At 64.6% G+C, this 18,116-nt stretch carries 13 protein-coding genes and 1 tRNA gene; 7 read left to right on the top strand and 7 right to left on the bottom strand.

The genetic code is table 11. The features are described 5' to 3' along the window. Positions 1-173: 173 nt before the first annotated feature. The 3 genes from G452_RS20915 to G452_RS0116935 all read right to left on the bottom strand — a co-directional run bounded on the left by G452_RS20915 (position 174) and on the right by G452_RS0116935 (position 4,366). Positions 174-3,239 carry a PAS domain S-box protein gene (locus G452_RS20915; RefSeq protein ID WP_022663455.1) on the bottom strand — a complete coding sequence of 1,022 codons (3,066 nt, stop codon included), beginning with the start codon at positions 3,237-3,239 and terminating at the stop codon, positions 174-176. 385 nt (positions 3,240-3,624) lie between these two features. Further along, a tRNA-Arg gene (locus G452_RS0116930) sits at positions 3,625-3,700 on the bottom strand. Positions 3,701-3,790: 90 nt separating this feature from the next. Then, complete coding sequence (locus G452_RS0116935; protein WP_022663456.1) at positions 3,791-4,366, bottom strand: DNA-3-methyladenine glycosylase I; 576 nt, start codon at positions 4,364-4,366, stop codon at positions 3,791-3,793. A 236-nt stretch (positions 4,367-4,602) separates the two neighbouring features. Between G452_RS0116935 and G452_RS0116940 the strand changes: the two genes are divergently transcribed. The 4 genes from G452_RS0116940 to G452_RS0116955 all read left to right on the top strand — a co-directional run bounded on the left by G452_RS0116940 (position 4,603) and on the right by G452_RS0116955 (position 10,445). Continuing rightward, the gene (locus tag G452_RS0116940) at positions 4,603-6,651 is read left to right on the top strand and encodes an acyl-CoA dehydrogenase family protein (RefSeq protein WP_022663457.1); all 2,049 of its coding nucleotides are present in this window, start codon (positions 4,603-4,605) and stop codon (positions 6,649-6,651) included. Positions 6,652-6,733: 82 nt separating this feature from the next. Beyond that, positions 6,734-8,596, top strand: a complete 1,863-nt coding sequence (locus G452_RS0116945) for a 4Fe-4S ferredoxin (protein WP_022663458.1) — start codon at positions 6,734-6,736, stop codon at positions 8,594-8,596. A 10-nt stretch (positions 8,597-8,606) separates the two neighbouring features. Beyond that, on the top strand, positions 8,607-9,404 hold the full coding sequence (locus G452_RS0116950; RefSeq protein ID WP_022663459.1) for an electron transfer flavoprotein subunit beta/FixA family protein: 798 nt from the start codon (positions 8,607-8,609) through the stop codon (positions 9,402-9,404). Positions 9,405-9,413: 9 nt separating this feature from the next. Continuing rightward, positions 9,414-10,445 carry an electron transfer flavoprotein subunit alpha/FixB family protein gene (locus tag G452_RS0116955; RefSeq protein ID WP_022663460.1) on the top strand — a complete coding sequence of 344 codons (1,032 nt, stop codon included), beginning with the start codon at positions 9,414-9,416 and terminating at the stop codon, positions 10,443-10,445. 304 nt (positions 10,446-10,749) lie between these two features. Here the strand turns inward: G452_RS0116955 and G452_RS20920 are convergent, their stop codons facing one another. Next, the gene (locus G452_RS20920) at positions 10,750-11,646 is read right to left on the bottom strand and encodes a hypothetical protein (protein WP_022663461.1); all 897 of its coding nucleotides are present in this window, start codon (positions 11,644-11,646) and stop codon (positions 10,750-10,752) included. A gap of 171 nt (positions 11,647-11,817) precedes the next feature. On the opposite strand from G452_RS20920, the gene G452_RS0116965 reads away from it, so the two are divergent. Both G452_RS0116965 and G452_RS0116970 read left to right on the top strand, forming a co-directional pair. Continuing rightward, positions 11,818-12,687 carry a B12-binding domain-containing radical SAM protein gene (locus G452_RS0116965; RefSeq protein ID WP_022663462.1) on the top strand — a complete coding sequence of 290 codons (870 nt, stop codon included), beginning with the start codon at positions 11,818-11,820 and terminating at the stop codon, positions 12,685-12,687. A gap of 25 nt (positions 12,688-12,712) precedes the next feature. Further along, the gene (locus G452_RS0116970; RefSeq protein WP_022663463.1) at positions 12,713-13,069 is read left to right on the top strand and encodes a hypothetical protein; all 357 of its coding nucleotides are present in this window, start codon (positions 12,713-12,715) and stop codon (positions 13,067-13,069) included. 103 nt (positions 13,070-13,172) lie between these two features. Here G452_RS0116970 and G452_RS0116975 read toward each other — a convergent pair whose 3' ends face one another. From G452_RS0116975 to G452_RS0116985, 3 genes are all read right to left on the bottom strand, one after another. After that, on the bottom strand, positions 13,173-14,126 hold the full coding sequence (locus tag G452_RS0116975; RefSeq protein ID WP_022663464.1) for a chemotaxis protein: 954 nt from the start codon (positions 14,124-14,126) through the stop codon (positions 13,173-13,175). Between the two features lie 163 nt (positions 14,127-14,289). Beyond that, positions 14,290-15,387 carry an N-acetylneuraminate synthase family protein gene (locus tag G452_RS0116980; protein ID WP_022663465.1) on the bottom strand — a complete coding sequence of 366 codons (1,098 nt, stop codon included), beginning with the start codon at positions 15,385-15,387 and terminating at the stop codon, positions 14,290-14,292. 1 nt (position 15,388) lies between these two features. Further along, the gene (locus tag G452_RS0116985) at positions 15,389-16,003 is read right to left on the bottom strand and encodes a winged helix-turn-helix transcriptional regulator (RefSeq protein ID WP_022663466.1); all 615 of its coding nucleotides are present in this window, start codon (positions 16,001-16,003) and stop codon (positions 15,389-15,391) included. Between the two features lie 317 nt (positions 16,004-16,320). On the opposite strand from G452_RS0116985, the gene G452_RS0116990 reads away from it, so the two are divergent. Further along, positions 16,321-18,081 carry a long-chain-fatty-acid--CoA ligase gene (locus tag G452_RS0116990; protein WP_022663467.1) on the top strand — a complete coding sequence of 587 codons (1,761 nt, stop codon included), beginning with the start codon at positions 16,321-16,323 and terminating at the stop codon, positions 18,079-18,081. Positions 18,082-18,116: the final 35 nt, after the last annotated feature.

Here is an 18,116-nt window from a genome sequence, read left to right on the forward strand (position 1 = left end):
GGCGGGAAAGGCGTTGCGAATCTCATCAAGACAGCTAAGCCCAGCAAGTCCGCCCCGCCTGATCAACCCCTGATGATCGGATCATCACGCGATCGCATCCGCACAGGATATCCGTGCGGGAGATCGGCGCGGGAGATCAGCGCGGGAGATTCGTGCGGGGGAGCCGCAGCGGCTCAGTGCTTGCGGAGCTTCTGCTTGCGGAGCATCTTTCGGACCATTCTTCCGAGCGCCTTCATGTCCACGGGCTTGGCCAGATAGTCGTCCATGCCCGCCTCCAGGAAGCGCTCGCGGTCCCCGACCATGGCGTAGGCGGTCAGGGCCACCACGGGAACGCCGCTGCGGTCCTTTCCGGCCAGACCGTTGCGGATGGCGCGGGTGGCCTTGATGCCGTTCATGATCGGCATCTGAATGTCCATGAACACGATGTCGAAATGGTCGTCGGCCAGGGCTTCGATGGCCCTCAGTCCGTTGTCCACCGCCGTGACCCGATGCCCCTGCTTTTCAAGGAAGCGCCGCACGGCCAGCTGGTTGACCGGGCAATCCTCGGCCAGGAGGATGTTGCAGGGCGAAGCGGCCTCTTCCGCGGCTTCGTCGTCGGCAGGCGGCTCGGTCGCGGCAAGAGGCGGCAGCTTGCCGAACGTGACGCAGAAATAGACGGAGGTGCCGCGCCCCAGCTCGCTGTCCAGGGTAATGTGTCCGCCCATGAGCTCCAGCAGCCGCTTGCAGATGTGCAGGCCGAGTCCCGCGCCCTGGCAGGACCGGGTCGTGCCTTCGTCCACCTGGGTGAACGGCTCGAACAGCCCGGCCTGTTTGTCGTCCGGAATGCCCGAGCCCGTGTCCGTCACGTTGAACAAGACCCTGCACGCATCCGGGTCGGAGGAAGGCAGGGGGTAGGCTTCCAGCGTGACGCTCCCGTTCCGGGTGAACTTCAGGGCGTTTCCCACCAGGTTGCTGACCACCTGCTGGAGCCGGAGCGAATCCCCGGCCAGCAATTTCGGTATTTCCGGGGAGATGTGGAATTCGAGTTTGTTGCCGAGCTGGCGGGCGCTGGGCTGGAAGATCTGACGCAGGGACAGCAGCGCCTCTTCGAAATCGAACGGCTCCCGTAAAATCGGCATCCTGCCGGCCTCGATGCGCGAGATGTCCAGAATGTCGCTGAGCAGGCAGGTCAGCCGCTTGGTGGATTCCACGGCCAGGGCCGCGTATTCCTGCTGCTCGCGGCTCAGCTCCGTGCCCTGCATCAGCTGGATCATGCCCTGGATGCCGTTGAGCGGCGTGCGCAGCTCGTGGCTCATGTTGGCCAGGAACATGGATTTGGTCCGGTTGGCCGCTTCCGCCGCCTCCTTGGCGGCGCGCAGGGCTTCCTCGGTCTGCTTGCGCTGGGTGATGTCCCGAAACTCCACCACCCGGACCTGCCGCCCCTTGTACGGAATGCACCTCGCCTCCAGGCGTGCGGGATACTCCTCGCCGTTCTTGCGCACCGCCGTCACTTCGTACGGCTTCTCGTATCCGGAGAGGATCTTGTCCATGGCTTCGGCCCTGAACCGTTCCGCAGTGAGCAGCAGACCGTCCATGCCGATGAGCTCTTCGACCGTGTAGCCCGTGATGTCCGAAAGGCCCTGGTTGCAGTCGAGGATCACTCCCTTGTCGTGGATGCAGATGCCGCCGAAGGAAGCGTTGTGCAGGGCCTTGAAGCGCAGCTCGCTTTCCTTGAGCCGCTCCTCCGCCACCTTGCGCTCGGAAATGTCCTCCAGCGTGGCGATGACCTCGGTGTTCTCCGAGCCGAGACGCACGGGGTTGAAGACGACGCGCAGGCTCAGCGTCCTGCCGCCCGTCACCGAGGTATAGCTGTCCTCATACACGGCAGGCTCGCCGTTCAGGGCTTTGGCGATGGCCTCGCGCATCTTGGGCGTGCTTTGGCTGGCGGTGTTGAAGCCGATGAGCTTCTCTCTGGACGACCCCATCAGCTCCACGAACTTCTCGTTGCATTCCACGATGGTGCCGGACTTGTCGAAGTAGACCATGCCCAGGGGGGAGTTTTCGAAAATGATCCGCAGCTTGAGCTCGCTGGCCCGCAGGGCCTCCTCCGCCCGCTTGCGCTCGGTGATGTCCCGGCAGATTCCCTCGTGAAAAATCACCTCGCCGCGCTCGTTCCGGATGTAGCGCGCCTGGTCTTCCACATGGATGATCCGCCCGTCCTTGGTGCGCAGCCGATAGTATTCCGAGTGGCTCAACTCCAGAAACTCGCTGTTTCTGTTGGCGCGGAGGTAGGCGCCGCGCTCTTCGGGCCGAACGTAGACGTCCCTGGAAATATTCAGCTGAAGCAGCTCTTCCTTGCTCTCGTAGCCCAGCATTCTCACATATGCCGGATTCACCTCCACGAAACGGCCTTGGGGCGTGGAGCGGTAATATCCGTTGGGCATGCTCTCGAAAAGATTTTGCAGCCGGGTCTCGCTGGCCCGCAGGGCCTCCTCGGAGCGCTTGCGCTCGGTGATGTCGCGCACGGCCGCCACCCGCCATGTTTCCCCGTGCATGGGAAAGTCGTACGCCTCGATTTCCGCGAAAAACACGTCCCCCCCCTTGCGGACCATGCGGATCTCATAGGGGGAAGCCTTTGCCTTGGCCATGTTTTCATGCACGAGCGCGAGGTCGTCCGGGTGGATGTTGTCCAGGAAATTGGTTTCGAGCAGGTCCGCACGAGTGGAATTCAGCATTCTGGCCATGGCTTCGTTCATGTCGATGGAGACGCCCTTGCGGTGGACGACGATGCCCTCCATGGTCAGGTCCGAAAGCAGCCGGCTGCGCTCCTCGCTCTGGCGCAGGGCCTCCTCGGAGCGCTTGCGCTCGGTGATGTCCGTGGTGAAGCCCTGGTGCTGCAAGGTCTTGCCGTCGGCGTCCCGCACGGCCCGCACGTTCATGGAAACCCAGATCACGGTTCCGTCGCGCCGCAGCCGCCGGCATTCGTAGTTGACGATTTCCCCGTCGCGTTCCAGGAGGAGCATTGCGCGCGCCCTGTCTTCCGGGTCCGCGTAGGTTTGCGAGGCGATGTCGGAGACCCCGGCGAGCAGAGCTTCCGGAGATTCGTACCCGAAAATTGCAGCCAAAGCGGGGTTGGCCGCCAAATATCGGCCTTCGGGAGTGGAGGTGAAAATGCCTATGGGCGCGTGCAGAAAGATATCATGCCCGGCAATGGGTTCAACATCTTTCTTAATGTCGTTGCAGGTTTTCTCGAACGCCACACCGTGCTCCACAGGAAAAGCAAGCAATACGCAAGGCCAGCCCTAAAGAATCGTCGAGCCAAAATCGTTGTTAGCACTTCCGAAGCAACATGCCAACAACGTATTGCAGCATTGGCAAACCGGGAAAACAGTCCAGACTTTACTGGTGATATAGAATGGCAAACAAAAACAAGAGATCAAAACACGCATGCGCACACTGCGCTGCTGCAAGACGGGAAGGAGCCTGCCGGACAGGCGCAGGCAAGGCATGGCGCAACGCAGCCCCGCCATCGCCGGACGGATTGAAAAAGACAGGCAGGCCAAGGCAGGATGAATCGGAACCGCAGGGGAGCTGGCCCCAAAAGCGAAAAGGCCGTCCCTTTCGGAACGGCCATATTCTCGGAGATGGTGGGCTCGGCAGGATTCGAACCTGCGACCTTTCGGTTCGTAGCCGAATGCTCTATCCACTGAGCCACGAGCCCACGCGAGGAAGAGAGAACTAAAGTAATCGACCCTGGCCGTCAAGCAGTTTTTGGTATTTTTTCAAATTAGGCCGAAATTGCGCCCGGCGCTCAGGCGGGACCGGAAAGCTCGGCCCAGCGGAAGCAGTCCACGGTGTGGTCGTTGACCAGTCCGGCGGACTGCATGAACGCATACATGGTCGTGCTGCCCACGAAGCGCATGCCCCGCCTTTTGAGGTCTTTGGCCAGCGCGTCGGATACGGGCGTGCTCGCGGGAATGCCCTCGCGCCCCTTCCAGGCGTTTTGCACGGGCACGCCGTCCACGAAGTCCCAGAGATATTCCGCGAACGAGCCGCGCGCGGCTGCGATGTCCAGAAACACGCGCGCGTTCCCGATGGCGGCCTTGATCTTGGCCCTGTTGCGCACGATGCCCGCGTCGGCCATGAGCCGCTCCTCGTCCCCCGGCCCGAACTCGGCCACGGCCCGCGGGTCGAACCCGGCAAAGGCGGCGCGGTAGCCTTCGCGCTTTTTCAGGATCGTGTCCCAGGAGAGTCCCGCCTGGGCGCTTTCCAGAATCAGCAGCTCGAAAAGGGCGCGGTCGTCGCGCAGCGGCACGCCCCACTCCCCGTCATGGTACCGTACATAGTAATCTTTGCCTTCCGGCACCCAGAAACAGCGTTTGCGCATCTTGCTCACCTCCGAAAAACAGGATACCCACATTGCACCGGTTCGGATACAGAGTGAGCGCCCGCCCGCTTTGCGGCGCCCGCCCCCAAAGGCAACCTAAATCAAGAGCGGACAAGAACATCCCGATGTTTCGCAGGGGATAATTTTTTTGACTCGTTCTGCGCTTTGCCCTATCCTCATGCGTCAGATCGACCCCTGTATCCATTCACAAAACCCATCGAGACCAGGAACGACCCATGTACACCCTCAGCACCCTGCCCGGCGACGACGTTCGCCAGATCATGTGGCGATTCTCCGACCGCTTCGACCTGCAAATGGTCGTGCAGTCCGCGCGCCAGATCGCGCGCGGCACCGTGGCCACCCTCGTGGCCGAGGGAGCGCGCCACACCCACGAATGGACCGAGCACAAGGCCCAGCTTCTGGAAGCCTTTGACCAGTCCGGCCTGACCTCCCTGTTCATGGACCCGCATCAGGGCGGCTTCATCGAGGGGCCGAAAAACCTGGCCCTGGCCCTGGTCGCCTTCGAGCTTTCCTGGGTGGACGGCGGCTCCGCCACCTGCTCCCTGGCCAGCAACCTCGCCCTCGCCCCCATCCATGAAAAAGGCACCCGCGAACAGCGCGACTTCTACATGCACCGGGCCACCCCGCCGCAGCCCGGCGAGGACCGCGAAATCTGGCGCGGCGCGTTCGCCCTGACCGAGCCGCTGCCCTATGTGGGCGTGGACACCGGCGTGCTGGTGGGCAAGGTCCGCGTGGACGAATGGAAGGACGGCGCGGAGCCCATGCTCCACGTGGAAAAACGCGGCCGCTTCATCACCAACATGGACTTCGCCCACTTCGTCACCGCCGCAGTGGACAGCGCGGACGAGCGCATCCAGGGCTCCTGCATGATCACCCTCCAGGCGGACGATCCCGGCAGCTTCGACCGGGGCGCGCCCACTCTGAAGATGTGCCACCAGCTTTCCTCCACCCGCGACCCCATCATCACGGTGAAGGTTCCGGCCAGCAGGATCATCGGCGGCTACGAAATCAAGGACGGCGTGATCGTCCCGAAATATTCCCACTCCGAAATCATCGGCGCGGTCTTCCACCGCACGCGCATCCCCGTGGGACTGATGACCACGGCCAAGCTGCTCTCCGCCGTGGAGCCGGTCATCCGCTACCAGCGCAGCCGCTTCCGCGGCGGCGACGCCTCCGGCCCGGGCAGCCCCAAGTTCGAAATGGGCCTGCAACAGAAGGAAGACGCCCAGCAGCGCCTCGTGGACATCTGGGCCATGGGCGAGGCCGGCGCCTCCCTGGGCTTCGGCGCGGCGCGCATGGCCGATGCCTTCGACCCCGTTGAAAAGCGGAAGGAAGCGCTGCTCGAGGAGCAGGGCTGCACCGGACCGCGCAAGCAGATGGCCGCCCTCAAGAAGAAGCAGGCCGAAACGCTGGAATACGTGGACCTGCTCTTCGCCGATCCGGCGGACAAGGCCGCGAACCAGGCCCGCCTGGACGAGCTGGAGGCCGACACCCTGGTGCGCTTCTCCTACCTCGACGCCGTGCTCGGCGTGACCATCCCGGCCACCAAGGTCTGGAACACCGGCTCCGGCGCGAACACCCTGCGCGAGGCCATCAGCCTCATGGGCGGCTACGGCATCACCGAGGACTGCCCCGGCTTCCTGATGTACAAATGGGCCGACTCCCAGCTGGAGGCCACCTACGAAGGCCCCGAAGCCGTGCAGCGCATGCACCTGACCGTGACCATGGGCAATCCCGTGTTCCTGGCCGTGCTGGGCAAGTGGGCCGACAAGCTCGACGCCTCGGACCGGCCCGGCGCCGCCGCCCTGGACGCGGCCATCCGCGCCTGGCTCTGGGCATACGAATTCCTCGACGCCGCCAAGGACGCCGAAGGCAAGAAGCTCCTGCACCGCAAGCGCCAGGGCGTGACCTTCCCCCTGGCCGACGCGCTCTGCTGGCTCGTGGCCGCGGCCTCGCTCTTCGACGACGTGGACGCCCTCATCGAGAACGGCCCCATGAACCCCACCGTGGCCGAGGGCCTGGAAGGACTGGTCGGCTTCTACACCGACCTCGCCTTTGTCCAGGCCGCGCGCGCCGCGGGCGAGGCCGGGCGCATCCTGGCCGAGCTGGTCTACGGCTACGGCGCCCAGGCGGACACCTCCGCCTTTGCCGCCCTGCGCGCGGAAATCGACGCCAACCTCGCCGGAGCGCGCCTGGCCAAGGACCGCGCGGGCGAGGCCCTGACCCAGGTCATGATCCCCGAGGCGCTCGACTACCCCATGTAGTCGGATCAATTGGTTATCCAGCGGCTCCCGCACGGCGCAAACGTCCGTGCGGGAGCCGCGACACAACCGCCGGAGCACGCGCATGAGCGACCAGACGCCCGAATTCAATCCCGACGAACTGCGGCAATCCATGGACGCGGACATCGTCTGCGTGGGCTATGGCCCGGCCACGGCCGGATTCCTGGCCACCCTGGCCCCCGCCCTGATGAACGAGGACGGCACTCCCATCGCCGATTCGCAGGCCATGCCCGGCATGCCGCCCCAGGTGCTCTGCTACGAGCGCGCCGACGACATCGGCTTCGGCGTGTCCGGCATCGTCACCAAGGGACGCGGCATCCGCGCCAGCTTTCCGGACCTGGACCTCTCCCGGATTCCCATGGCCTGCGAGGTGCGCGAGGAAAAGGTCGTCTACCTCTTCGACCACATCGGCGCGAGCCGCAAATCCACGGGCATGAAATGCTTCGAGGCCCTGCTCTCCGCCTTCAAGCGCGAGCACGCGGCCGAGCTGCCCTGGATTCCGCCCTTCCTCGAAAAAAAGCCCGGCATGATCCTCTCCATGGGCCAGTTCCTCTCCTGGACGGGCAACGAGATCATGGGCTCCGGCATGGCCCAGATCTGGCCGGGAATGCCCGTGGAAAAGGCCCTCATCGAGGGCGGCAGGGTCGCGGGCGTGCGCCTCGTGGACCAGGGCGTGGCCAAGGACGGCGCCCCAGAAGGCGCGTACATGCCCGGCATGGACGTGAAGGCCCGGCTGACCGTGGTCGGCGACGGTCCGGTCGGCCCTGTCGGACGCGGGCTGGACCAGCACTTCGGCCTGCCCGAGGGCAACCACCAGCGCGAATGGGCCGTGGGCATGAAGATGGTCGTGGACCTGCCCGAAGGCTGCGCGCTCAAGGAAGGCACGGTCCTGCACACCCTGGGCTTCCCGGAGCCTGAAATTTTCGGATTCCTCTACGTCTACCCCGGCAACGTCGCCTCCCTGGGCATTTTCGTGCCCTCCTGGTTCGACTCTCCGGTGCGCACCGCCTACCGCTACCTCCAGCACTGGATGCAGCACCCCTACCTCTGGAAGCACCTCAAGGGCGGCACCCTGCGTTCCTGGGGAGCCAAGTCCATCCAGGAAGCGGGCAGACGCGGCGAACCGTTCCTCGCGGGCGACGGCTGGGCGCGCATCGGCGAAGGCTCCGGCACCACCAACGTGCTCACCGGCTCCGGCGTGGACGAGGCCTGGACCTCGGGCGTGCAGCTCGGCGAGGCGGTCATCGACCTGCTCCGCCAGGGCCGCGACTTCACCCGCGAGAATCTCGAAGTGGCCTATGTGGCCCGCCGCCGGGCCTCCTGGCTCGACGAGGAGTCCCGCCAGGCCGAAAAGGCCCGCGACGGATTCCAGAAGGGAATGCTCACGGGCCTCGTGGGCATGGCCCTCTCCGGCCTGACCAAGGGCGCCCTGAACCTCTCCGGCCCGCAAAAGCGCGTCTACGAGCGGCTCTCCTCGCCGGAATCCTACTTCCGGGGCCTTGTCCCCGCCGAGGAGATCGCCCGGCTGCGCCAGGAATGCAAGGCCCAGGGCCGCACCCTGCACGACGCGCTCATGGACCGCGCGGGCTGGCCCGCCATTCCCTACGACGGCCGGCTCCTCGTCTCCCATCAGGACGCCCTGCTCATGGGCGGCAAGGTCCAGGCCAACCCCGGCTTCGCGGACCACGTCCGCTTCGCCGACCCGGCCGCCTGCGAACGCTGCAAAACCAACATCTGCGCCGAGGTCTGTTCCGGGCAGGCCATCACCGTGAATCCCGACGGCCCCGTGCCGCTTTTCGACCGCGAGAAGTGCGTGCACTGCGGAGCCTGCATGTGGAACTGCACCCAGGCGCACAAGAACGACCCGGAACAGACCAACGTGGAATTCCATGCCGGTTCCGGCGGCCTGCATTCGGCCGAGAATTAAAGGAGAAGCAATGAGTTATCACATCGTAGTCTGCGGCAGCATCGTGCCGGACCCGCTCCAGACGCTCACGCCCATGGACGGTCCGCAAGGCCCTGCCCTGAAGAACGAAATGATGCTGCCCGCGGTCCTGGACCCCTGGGCCGGGCACGCCCTGTTCGAGGCCGCGAACCTCGCCAGGAAGCTCCCCGACTGCAAGGTCTGGCTGGTCAGCCTCGGCCCCAAGGCCAAACTCCAGCAGGTCATGATGGCCGTGGCCCAGAAGGCCCCGTTCCAGTTCGTGGCCGTGGACGGCCCGGCCTCCGGCTTCACGGACAGCTTCGCCGTGGCCGAGTCCCTGGCCCAGGCCATCGAGAACATCGCCGACCTGGACAAGGGCAAGCTGCTGCTCTTCGGCGGCTGGCAGTCCGCTTCGCGCGGGTCCGGCTCCACCATCCAGATGGTGGCCGAGCGCCTCGGCATCGTGGACCAGTTCCAGGGAGTCGATAAGCTCACGGTCACGGACGACGGCATCGAGGTGCTGGAGCGCGTGGACGGCGGCGCCTGGCTGGCCTCCAAGGTCGAAGGCGCGCCCGCCGCGTTCGGCTGGGCCACGGGCGAGCTGCCCGAACCGCCCAACAACCCCCAGGTGGGCATGATGAACATGAAGTCGATCATGCCCGCGCTGCAACAGGCCAAGCCCGCGCAGCCCGGCACCGGCTTCAAGGTCCAGGGCGTTTCCGTGCCGCAGGTCGTCCGCGAGACCCGCATCGTCAAGGACATGCCCGTGGACGACATCGCCCGCGAACTCGTGGACTGGATCAAGGCCTAGGGAGACGACATGAGCATACTCTTCATCGCACATACCGACGAGAACGGCGCGCTGCCCAAGGCCGCCCTGGAAACCCTGACCGCGGTCAAGTCCCTGGCCGTGGAATTGGGCGCGCCCTTCAGCGTGGGACTCTTCGGCGCGGACGTGAAGGCCGCTGCGGACAGCATCGGCGCTTGCGGCGCAGAGGCGTTTTTCGGCGTCGGCGGCGAGGCCTTCGGCCCGTCGCGCTACGCCACGGACGCCGCGGCCTGCGCCGCGCTCTGCACCGCCGCCAAGGCGGCAATCGTGGTCGGCCCGGCCACCCCGCGCCTGTCCCGCTGCCTGCCCGGCGCAGCCTACCGCCTGGGCGGCCGCATCGACACCAACCTCACCGCCCTGGACGCCAAGGACGGCAAGCCCCTGCCCACCCGCTGGTACTACCGCCAGCGCATGTTCGGCCAGGTGGAACGCGATCCCGCCACCTTTTCCGGCCCCTGGGCGCTGACCCTTTCCTCCGGCTGCTTCGCGCCCGCGGACTGCGCCGGTCCCGCCGTGGTCCAGGCCGTGGACGTGCCCCTGGACGGGCTGACCCGGACCACGGTCACGGGCCTGAAAACCCCTGCCGCCGACGCCCAGACCATCCGCCCGGACGCCAAGCTGCTGCTCGTGGCCGGCGCGGGCTGGACCAAGAAGCAGGCCGACGGCCAGCCCCACGTCAAGGAGGCCGGCGAGCTGATCCTCGGATTCCTGGACAAGACCAAAGGCTCCCTGGGCAGCTCCAAGTCCCTGGTGGACCTCGGCTCCGAGGGGCACGACGTGCTGAACTTCCTGACGCACCTGCACCAGGTCGGCCAGACCGGCGCCACCCCGCGCCACCCCAAAGGCCTCGCCACCTGCTGCCACGGCGAGGAACCGCACGTGGTCGGCTGGCGCTTCATCAACGAACGCCGCGCCGTGAACCTCGACGCGGGCTGCGGCTGGGCCCACGGCAAGGCCGACGTGCTCTATGTCGCGGACGCCTTCGCGGTCATGAAGAAGGTCAACGAGCTGCTGGGGCAATAAGAAAACAACAGGCCTTCTGCGGCCCTAAGGGCCGTGGCCTTCAGGCCCCGCCAAGCGGCGGGGGGAGATGCGTGTGCGTCTCCCCCCGCCGCAAGTCGTTTCAGCGCAGATTTCAGCGCAGATTGCCCGCCGTTGTTGCTTTCCCGGACGCACGGACGTTTCCCGCTTTCCCCTTCGGCGCGCAGCAAAACTTGGATCAGGGACACACGGCCTTGCTGGAAACGGCATAACCCGCAACAACGCAAAACGGCGGAGATGCAATCCCCGCCGTCATCGGCCAACTATCGGTCCCGCCCGTCCAGCTCTACACGAGCATGTCCACCTGGGAACCGAGAAACGAAGCGACTCCGCTCGATGCGCCCTGCGCCGAGACCGCTGCCGCCGCCTGGGCCGCGGCGGGCTCCTGCGAGGCCTCGCCCACGGACGCGGCCTGCTGCACGATGTTCGCCGTCTGGAATCGCTCCACAGCCTCCACCACGGTATCGCCGGTGCCGTTCTCCGATCCCTTGAGAAGCGCATCTGCCGGAGCCGCAACCGCTTCGGATTCTTCAGCCTTTCCTGCGGAGTCCGCCCCCTCCCCGGTCGCACCCTCCGCGCTCGCAGCGTCAGCCGCTTCGGAGTTCGTGCCGTCCTTCGGGGTGCTGCTCCCGGCTTCGGCGGCGTCCGTGCCCGTCTTGCCCTGCGTGGCTTCTTCCGCAGCTTGGTCAATATCGTCGCGCGTTTCTTCGAGGTTCCGTTCGGAAGCCTTCAGGGTTTCCTTTTCCTTGTCGTCCCTTGCCAGCTTGTTCACGGCATGCTGATTCAGGACGGCATCGGTGTATTCACTGCCGAAACCGCTGCTCGGAGCACCAAAGAGACCTCCTGCCGCGTCAAGCAGGGTGAAGGAATCGGCCTTGAGCTGCTCGCGCATCTGCGAGGCCAAATCCAAGCCGTCGAGCGTGGCCTTGATGTACTTCGATTGCTGCATGGTGTTCTTGACGAAGAAGTCGGCCATCATGTTCGAAGCGGGTGCGGCGGTCTGCAGAGCGGATGCGGGGGCGGGAGCCGGCTCGGAAAGCGAACCGGCCTTCATCCCGGTTGTGGAGACGGCGTTCCCGGAAACGGCCGCTTCAGCCGCGACGTCCTGTCCGCGTCCACGGACATTCATTCTGGCTTGCGCCATGATCCCGGAATTACCCGAATTGATGCTTGAAAGAGCCATGCTCCGACTCCGCTCGGTTTAATACTGCCCCACCACGTTTCTTATCGGTCGTCGACATATGAATCTTTAGGCATAATAAATATAAAATGGCATAATTTCATACGATTATAGGAGGAAATTCACGGATGATCCGCCCCTTGCGGGGAATGCGTATCTGGGGCAGACAAGGGCATGGACTATCAAGGACGCATCATCCGCCCGCCCAGCGAGGCGGAATCCATCCTGCTTCAGGTCACCACGGGCTGCTCGCACGGCAAGTGCACGTTTTGCGGCGCATACGACGGCAAGCGCTTCTCCATCAAATCCCCGGAAACCATCTCGCGGGACATCCGCTACGCCGCCGCGCATTTCCAGGACCAGCGCAGGTTGTTTCTCTGCGACGGCGACGCCCTGATCATTCCGCAGAAACGGCTGGTGGCGCTGCTGGATGAAATCCGCGCGCACCTGCCCTGGCTGACCCGCATCGGCAGCTACGCCAACGCCAAGGCCGCGCGCATGAAAAGCGACGAGGAACTGCGCGAGCTGCGGGAGCACGGCCTGGCCATGGCCTACATGGGTCTGGAGTCCGGCCGCGACGAGACGCTCCGCAAGGTCCGTAAGCACGGCGACGCGGCCTTCATCGTGGCCCAGGGACGGCGGCTGCGCGAGGCGGGCATGAAGCTGAGCGTGACCGTGCTGCTGGGACTGGCCGGACCGGACGGCAGCCTCGCGCACGCGCGCGCCACGGGCGAGGCGCTTTCGGCCATGGACCCGGATCAGGCCGCCGCGTTGACGCTGATGCTCATTCCCGGCACCCCGCTGCACGCCGAGGCCGAAGCCGGGCGCTTTCGGGAACTGACCGCGCGCGAGGCCCTGCTGGAGCTGCGCGAAATGCTGGCGGCCACGGATTTGAGCCGGGGCTTGTTCCTCTCGGACCACGCCTCGAACAGACTGCCGCTGCGGGTCCGGCTGCCCAAGGGCAAAAACGAAGCTCTGGCACGCATCGACGCCGCCCTGGCGGGCGACGTGACGCTCAAGCCGGAATGGCTACGCCGACTGTAATTCCCTCTGACGCAAAGGAAATCAAATGACGTATGAGGTGCATTTTCTTCAGGCCCTGGTCCTGACCGTACTCCTGGAAGCGGGCGCGCTGCTGGCCGCGCTGCGCTGGCTGTTCCACGCGGACGCCCGGACCCTGCCGACCTGGAAAATCCTGGCGGCGGCCCTGGCCTGCACGAGCCTGACGCTGCCCTACGTCTGGTTTCTGCTCCCGGCCCTGGAACTGCCGCACCTGCAATCCCTGGCCGTGGGCGAAGGCTTCGCCGTGATCGCGGAGGCCGCCCTGCTCATGGGCCTTTTGCGCATGAATCCCAAAGGCGCCCTGGCCGCCTCGCTGATCTGCAATTCCTTTTCCGCCCTGGCGGGGTCGTTCCTGCTCGGCTGACGCCGCTGCCGCACACGAACGCCTGAACGCGAAAAAAGCTCCCGCGCGAAAAACGTACGGGAGCTTGCTCTTTATGATGGGTTGCGCCCCTGCGGGCGCGCTCTCAGGCCCGCGAATCGATCAGGTCGATCACCTTGCTGGTCAGCGAATTGAAGTCCGGCTTGGTCACCTGAAGATCGGCGCGCACGGCGTCGCCCTTGTGGGCCACGTCTCCGGCGATGAGCGAGGAGAAGAGCACCACGGGCAGCCGGGAGAGTTCCGGGTCGTCCTTGATGCGCCGGGTCAGGGTGTAGCCGTCCATGCGCGGCATTTCCACGTCCGTGACGACCACGTCGAGCATGTCGGTGATCTTCTTGCCCTGGCTGCGGGCCTCCTGGCGCATGGCGTCCAGCGCGTCCCAGGCTTCCTGGCCGTCCATGGCGGCGTGGACCTCGAATCCGGCCTTGTCGAAACGCTGCGTGAGCAGGGCGCGCACCGAAGTGGAGTCGTCCGCGAGCAGCACGCTGCGGCCCTCGCCGCCCTTGTCCGCGGACGTGGAATCGTCTTCGAGCTTTCCCGACTCGTCCAGCTCGGCCAAGGCGCGTTCCAGGTCGAGCAGGAGCACGAAATTCTCGCCGATGGAAATGGAGCCGGTGATGCAGTTGCCGGGCATGTTGGACATGACCCTTCCCGGCGGCTGGATGTCCTTCCAGTTCACGCGGTGGATCTGAATGACCCCGGTGACCAGAAAGCCCGTGACCTCGTTGTTGAAGCGCGTCACGATGATGTTTTCGTTGGCGGCGGGGGCGCGCCGCAGGTCGAGCCAGCGGCCCAGGTCCACCACGGGCAAAGCCATGTCGCGCAGGGCGATGGTGCCCATGAGCGCGGGGTGGCGGTCCATGCCTTCCGGCTCCAGCCCTTTGGGAGCCTCCACCACTTCCATGACCTTGGCGACGTTCACGCCGAAGCGGCTGCGAACAGGTTCCCTGCCTTCCTCGACCTGGTGGTCGACGAAAAATTCCAGCACCTCGAGCTCGTTGGTGCCGGTTTCCAGAAGAATCTCGTGACTGCCGCTCATGCGCACACCTCCATCCATCTTCTTGTATACGACGAAAGCAGAGATGGAAAGGGGGCAATCCGATCAAGAGCGATCTTGCGGCGGGGCAGGAACGAAGCGAGGACGGCGGCCATAGTGCGCGGGAGTCGCGCGGCCGCCGCCCGGGAAAGAAAGGAAAATACGGCTAGGAGCCGGAAGCGGTCCTGACGCTCGGCTCGCAACGCGCAGCCAGCAGTTCCCAGCGCAGTTGCTGCTCGTGCTGCACGGCCACGCTCAGGGCCGATCCCAGCACCTCGTCCCAGTGCACCGGGGAAACGCCGTCGCCGGGGCACTTGGTGGTCAGGTCCGCCTCGGCCAGGACATGCCCGGCCGGCAGGTCGCGGGCGAAAACAATGCTCTTGCGCAGCTTCTTTGCCGCGGCCTGCTCCTCGGGAAACACGGTCTTGCCCTTGATGAGCACGGCCTTCTCCACCTCGCGGATCATGGCCACCATCAGGGCCAGCTCGCCCGGAGTGAGGGAAACCTGGTGGTCCGTGCCGCGCATGGACTTGTCCAGGGTGAAGTGGCGCTCCACCACGCACGCGCCCAGAGCCACGGAAGCCACGCTCGGCCCCATGCCGCGCTCATGGCCGGAGTAGCCCACGGGCAGGTCGAACGTCTCGCGCAGCGCCTGCATGACGGGCAGGCCGATCTGTTCTTCCGGGCAGGGATAGCGGCTGTTGCAGTGCAGCAGCACCACGTCGTCGTGCACCTGCCGGATCTCGTCCAGGGCAGCCTGGATGTCCGCGATGGAACTCATGCCCGTGGACACGATCAGCGGAATCCGGGACGCGGCCATCTTGCGCACCAGGGGCAGGTTGACGAGTTCGGCGGAGCTGATCTTGAGCAGCTCCGGTTCAAGGCCGATCATTTCGTCCAGGCTGGGCTGGTCCCAGGCCGAAGCGAAGAAGACCAGGCCGAGGGACTCGGCGCGCTTCTTCAGCGCGGCGAGATCGTCCGCGGAAAGCTCCAGCGCGTCGCGGTGCTGGCCGTAGGTCGGGCCGAAGCTGTTCGGTCCGGTGTAGGGAGCCTCGCGCCCGGCGCGGGTCAAGAGCGCCTCGGTGTTGCGCTTCTGGAACTTGACGGCGTCCGCGCCCGCGGCAGCGGCCTCCTCGACCATGCGCAGGGCCACTTCCAGTTCGCCTTGATGATTGTTGCCGATTTCCGCGACCACGAAGCAGGGATGGCCTGCGCCGATGGTTCTTCCGCTACGAAGCCGTACCGTCGGATTGCTGTTCTGCATCTCAGATTCTCACGATGACGAAACCCTTTCGCTCGGAAAGGGGCAGAAGTTGCTCGAAGATCTCGTGCTGCTTCCCAAAAGACGTAATCACCACGGCGTCGCAATCGAATTGCTCCAGGACAAGAGGGTGGCTGATGACGTGGCCGTGAAAGCTGCGGCCCTGCTTGCCGGGATCGTTGTCCAGCAGGGCCAGGATCTGAAATTTGCTGCCGATGAGCGCGGAGAGCACCACCTCGCAGGTTTCGGAGGCGCCGAAGAGAATCAGCCGCTCCAGGTTCTTCTTTTCCAGGGCGGAGAGCTTTTCCTGCACGAACCGTTTGACCGCGGTGTAAATCCGGATGGTTTCGCTGGAATAGTCCGCGAACATCCGCTCCCTGCGGGCGCTGCCCTTTTCGGTAAGCTCGTAGCGGTAGCTCTTGCCGTTCAGCGGGACGAAGCGGACCAGCTCCTGCTCCTGGAGGCTGCGCAGGTACTGGTTGACCATGGCGCCGCTCAGGCGCAGCCGCTTTCCCAGTTCATACTGGGACATGCCGCTGTCCGAAGCCAGGGAATCCAGGATGGCCAGCACCCGGGTCTCTTTGCTCGGCTTGAGATATTTTCCGTGCGAAATCAGCATATTCATTCAGTCATTAAGCGATCAGGGGCAAGAATGTGCATCAGCGGCCTTCCGTGTCCAGCAAGAGAACCCAGGATATGCCCACTTTTCTATCCCCGGTCCTACATACTGTCAATGCAACCGGCAAGTTGCGGTCGCATCCCCCGAGCCATCATTCACCAATTGAATGATCGGACAGGAAAGGAAATCTCTTTAGGGTAGCCCTATCAACTTTCGTTCCAGGCAGAACTTGCCCAGTCCGACGGCGCAAGTTGACCGAAACGGTCCGCTCTTATATCCTCCGCCGTCACTAACGCTGTTTTTCAGGAGCAATTCAGATGGCGGAAATGGAACACCCCTGGCTCAAAAGCTACGACCCCAACGTGCCCTACCACCTCGACTACGAGTCCAGACCCCTGTTTGAATTTCTCGACCAGACGGCGCAACGTTTTCCCAAGCGGACAGCCCTCGTCTTCCACAACTACAAGCTCAGCTACGCCAAGCTGGCCAAGTTGACGAAAGTCTTCGCCGCCAACCTGCGCGGCCAGGGCGTGCGCCCCGGCGACCGCGTCGCGGTGATGCTGCCCAACTCGCCCATGGCGGTGGTCGCCTACTGGGGCATCCTGCGGGCGGGCGGCGTTGTGGTCATGTCCAACCCGCTCTACATGGAAACGGAAATCGTTCATCAATTCAACGATTCCGGCGCCAAGTTCCTGATCATGCTCGACCTGCTCTGGCCCAAAATCGAAAAGCTGCGCAAGGACATTCCCATCGAGAAGTTCTGCGTGACCAGCCTTTCGGACTGTCTGCGCTTTCCGCTGAACATGCTCTACCGCCTGAAGACCAAGCGCGAGGGCAAGCTGCCCACGATCCCCTACGACGACAAGACGATCTTCTCCTACAAGTCCATGCTCGCCGGACGCGGCAGCTTCACCTGCCGGGGCATCAACCCCGCCGTGGATCTCGCCCTGCTCCAGTACACGGGCGGGACCACGGGCGTGCCCAAGGGCTGCATGATCACCCACGACAACCTCTCGGCGAACATGCAGCAATGCCGCGCGCAGCTCCACAAGCTCAGCCAGGAAAAGGGCGAAAGCTTTCTCGCGGTGCCGCCGTTCTTTCACATCTACGGCCTGACCGTCTGCCTGAACGTGCCCACCATCCTCGGCTCCACCGTGTACATCTTTCCGCGCTACGTGCCCAAGGAGCTGCTCAAGGCCATTCACAAGAAAAAGCCGACCATCTTTCCAGGCGCGCCGTCCATCTATGTCTCCCTGCTTCAGCAGAAAGACCTCAAGAAATACAACCTGCGCTCCATCAAGTATTGCATTTCCGGCTCCGCGCCCATGCCCGTGGAGTACATCGAACAGTTCAAGGCCGTTACCGGAGCCGAGATCATCGAGGGCTACGGCCTGACCGAAGCCTCGCCCATCACGCACCTGAACCCCTTTGTGGGCGTTCGCAAGAACGGCTCCATCGGCCTGCCCTTTCCCAATACCGAGGCCAAGATCGTGGACATGGTCGTGGGCGGCGAGGAGCTGCACCACGGCAAAATGGGCGAGCTGGTGCTGCGCGGCCCGCAGGTCATGAAGGGCTACTACAACCGGCCCGACGACACCGCGGACGTCTTGCGCAACGGCTGGCTCTACACGGGCGACATCGCCACCATGGACGACGACGGCTACTTCTACATCGTGGACCGCCGCAAGGACTTGATCATTTCCGCAGGGTTCAACATCTACCCGCGCGAGATCGACGAGGTGCTCTACCAGCATCCCAAGATCAAGGAAGCCGTGGCCGTGGGCATCCGCTCCGAGACGCGCGGAGAAATCGTGAAGGTCTACATCGTCCTGCACGACGGCGAGGAAATGGACAAGTCCGAGGTCATGGCCTACTGCCGGGAAAAGCTCGCCCATTACAAGGTGCCCCGGCAGGTGGAGTTTCGCGACGATCTGCCCAAGACCATGGTCGGCAAGGTGCTGCGCCGAGCCCTGCGCGACGAGGAAGAAGCCAAGCAGCGCAGGCGGGCCGAACGGAGGGCGGGAAAATCAAAAGCTTCCGGACAGGCCGGGTGTTCCGAGGACGAGGACAAGAACTGACGAACCGCCGACCATGAATGACAACGCCCCGCCGG

The sequence above is a fragment of the Paucidesulfovibrio longus DSM 6739 genome (genome assembly GCF_000420485.1).
Classification (GTDB): domain Bacteria; phylum Desulfobacterota; class Desulfovibrionia; order Desulfovibrionales; family Desulfovibrionaceae; genus Paucidesulfovibrio; species Paucidesulfovibrio longus.

Bases quoted from the DNA above. Each gene is read 5' to 3' on its own strand.
- G452_RS0116985 (WP_022663466.1), bottom strand. From the start codon at position 16,003: ATGCTGATTTCGCACGGAAAATATCTCAAGCCGAGCAAAGAGACCCGG.
- G452_RS0116990 (WP_022663467.1), top strand. From the start codon at position 16,321: ATGGCGGAAATGGAACACCCCTGGCTCAAAAGCTACGACCCCAACGTG.
- G452_RS0116975 (WP_022663464.1), bottom strand. From the start codon at position 14,126: ATGAGCGGCAGTCACGAGATTCTTCTGGAAACCGGCACCAACGAGCTC.
- G452_RS0116965 (WP_022663462.1), top strand. From the start codon at position 11,818: ATGGACTATCAAGGACGCATCATCCGCCCGCCCAGCGAGGCGGAATCC.
- G452_RS0116950 (WP_022663459.1), top strand. From the start codon at position 8,607: ATGAGTTATCACATCGTAGTCTGCGGCAGCATCGTGCCGGACCCGCTC.
- G452_RS0116970 (WP_022663463.1), top strand. From the start codon at position 12,713: ATGACGTATGAGGTGCATTTTCTTCAGGCCCTGGTCCTGACCGTACTC.
- G452_RS0116940 (WP_022663457.1), top strand. From the start codon at position 4,603: ATGTACACCCTCAGCACCCTGCCCGGCGACGACGTTCGCCAGATCATG.
- G452_RS0116945 (WP_022663458.1), top strand. From the start codon at position 6,734: ATGAGCGACCAGACGCCCGAATTCAATCCCGACGAACTGCGGCAATCC.
- G452_RS0116935 (WP_022663456.1), bottom strand. From the start codon at position 4,366: ATGCGCAAACGCTGTTTCTGGGTGCCGGAAGGCAAAGATTACTATGTA.
- G452_RS0116955 (WP_022663460.1), top strand. From the start codon at position 9,414: ATGAGCATACTCTTCATCGCACATACCGACGAGAACGGCGCGCTGCCC.
- G452_RS0116980 (WP_022663465.1), bottom strand. From the start codon at position 15,387: ATGCAGAACAGCAATCCGACGGTACGGCTTCGTAGCGGAAGAACCATC.
- G452_RS20920 (WP_022663461.1), bottom strand. From the start codon at position 11,646: ATGGCTCTTTCAAGCATCAATTCGGGTAATTCCGGGATCATGGCGCAA.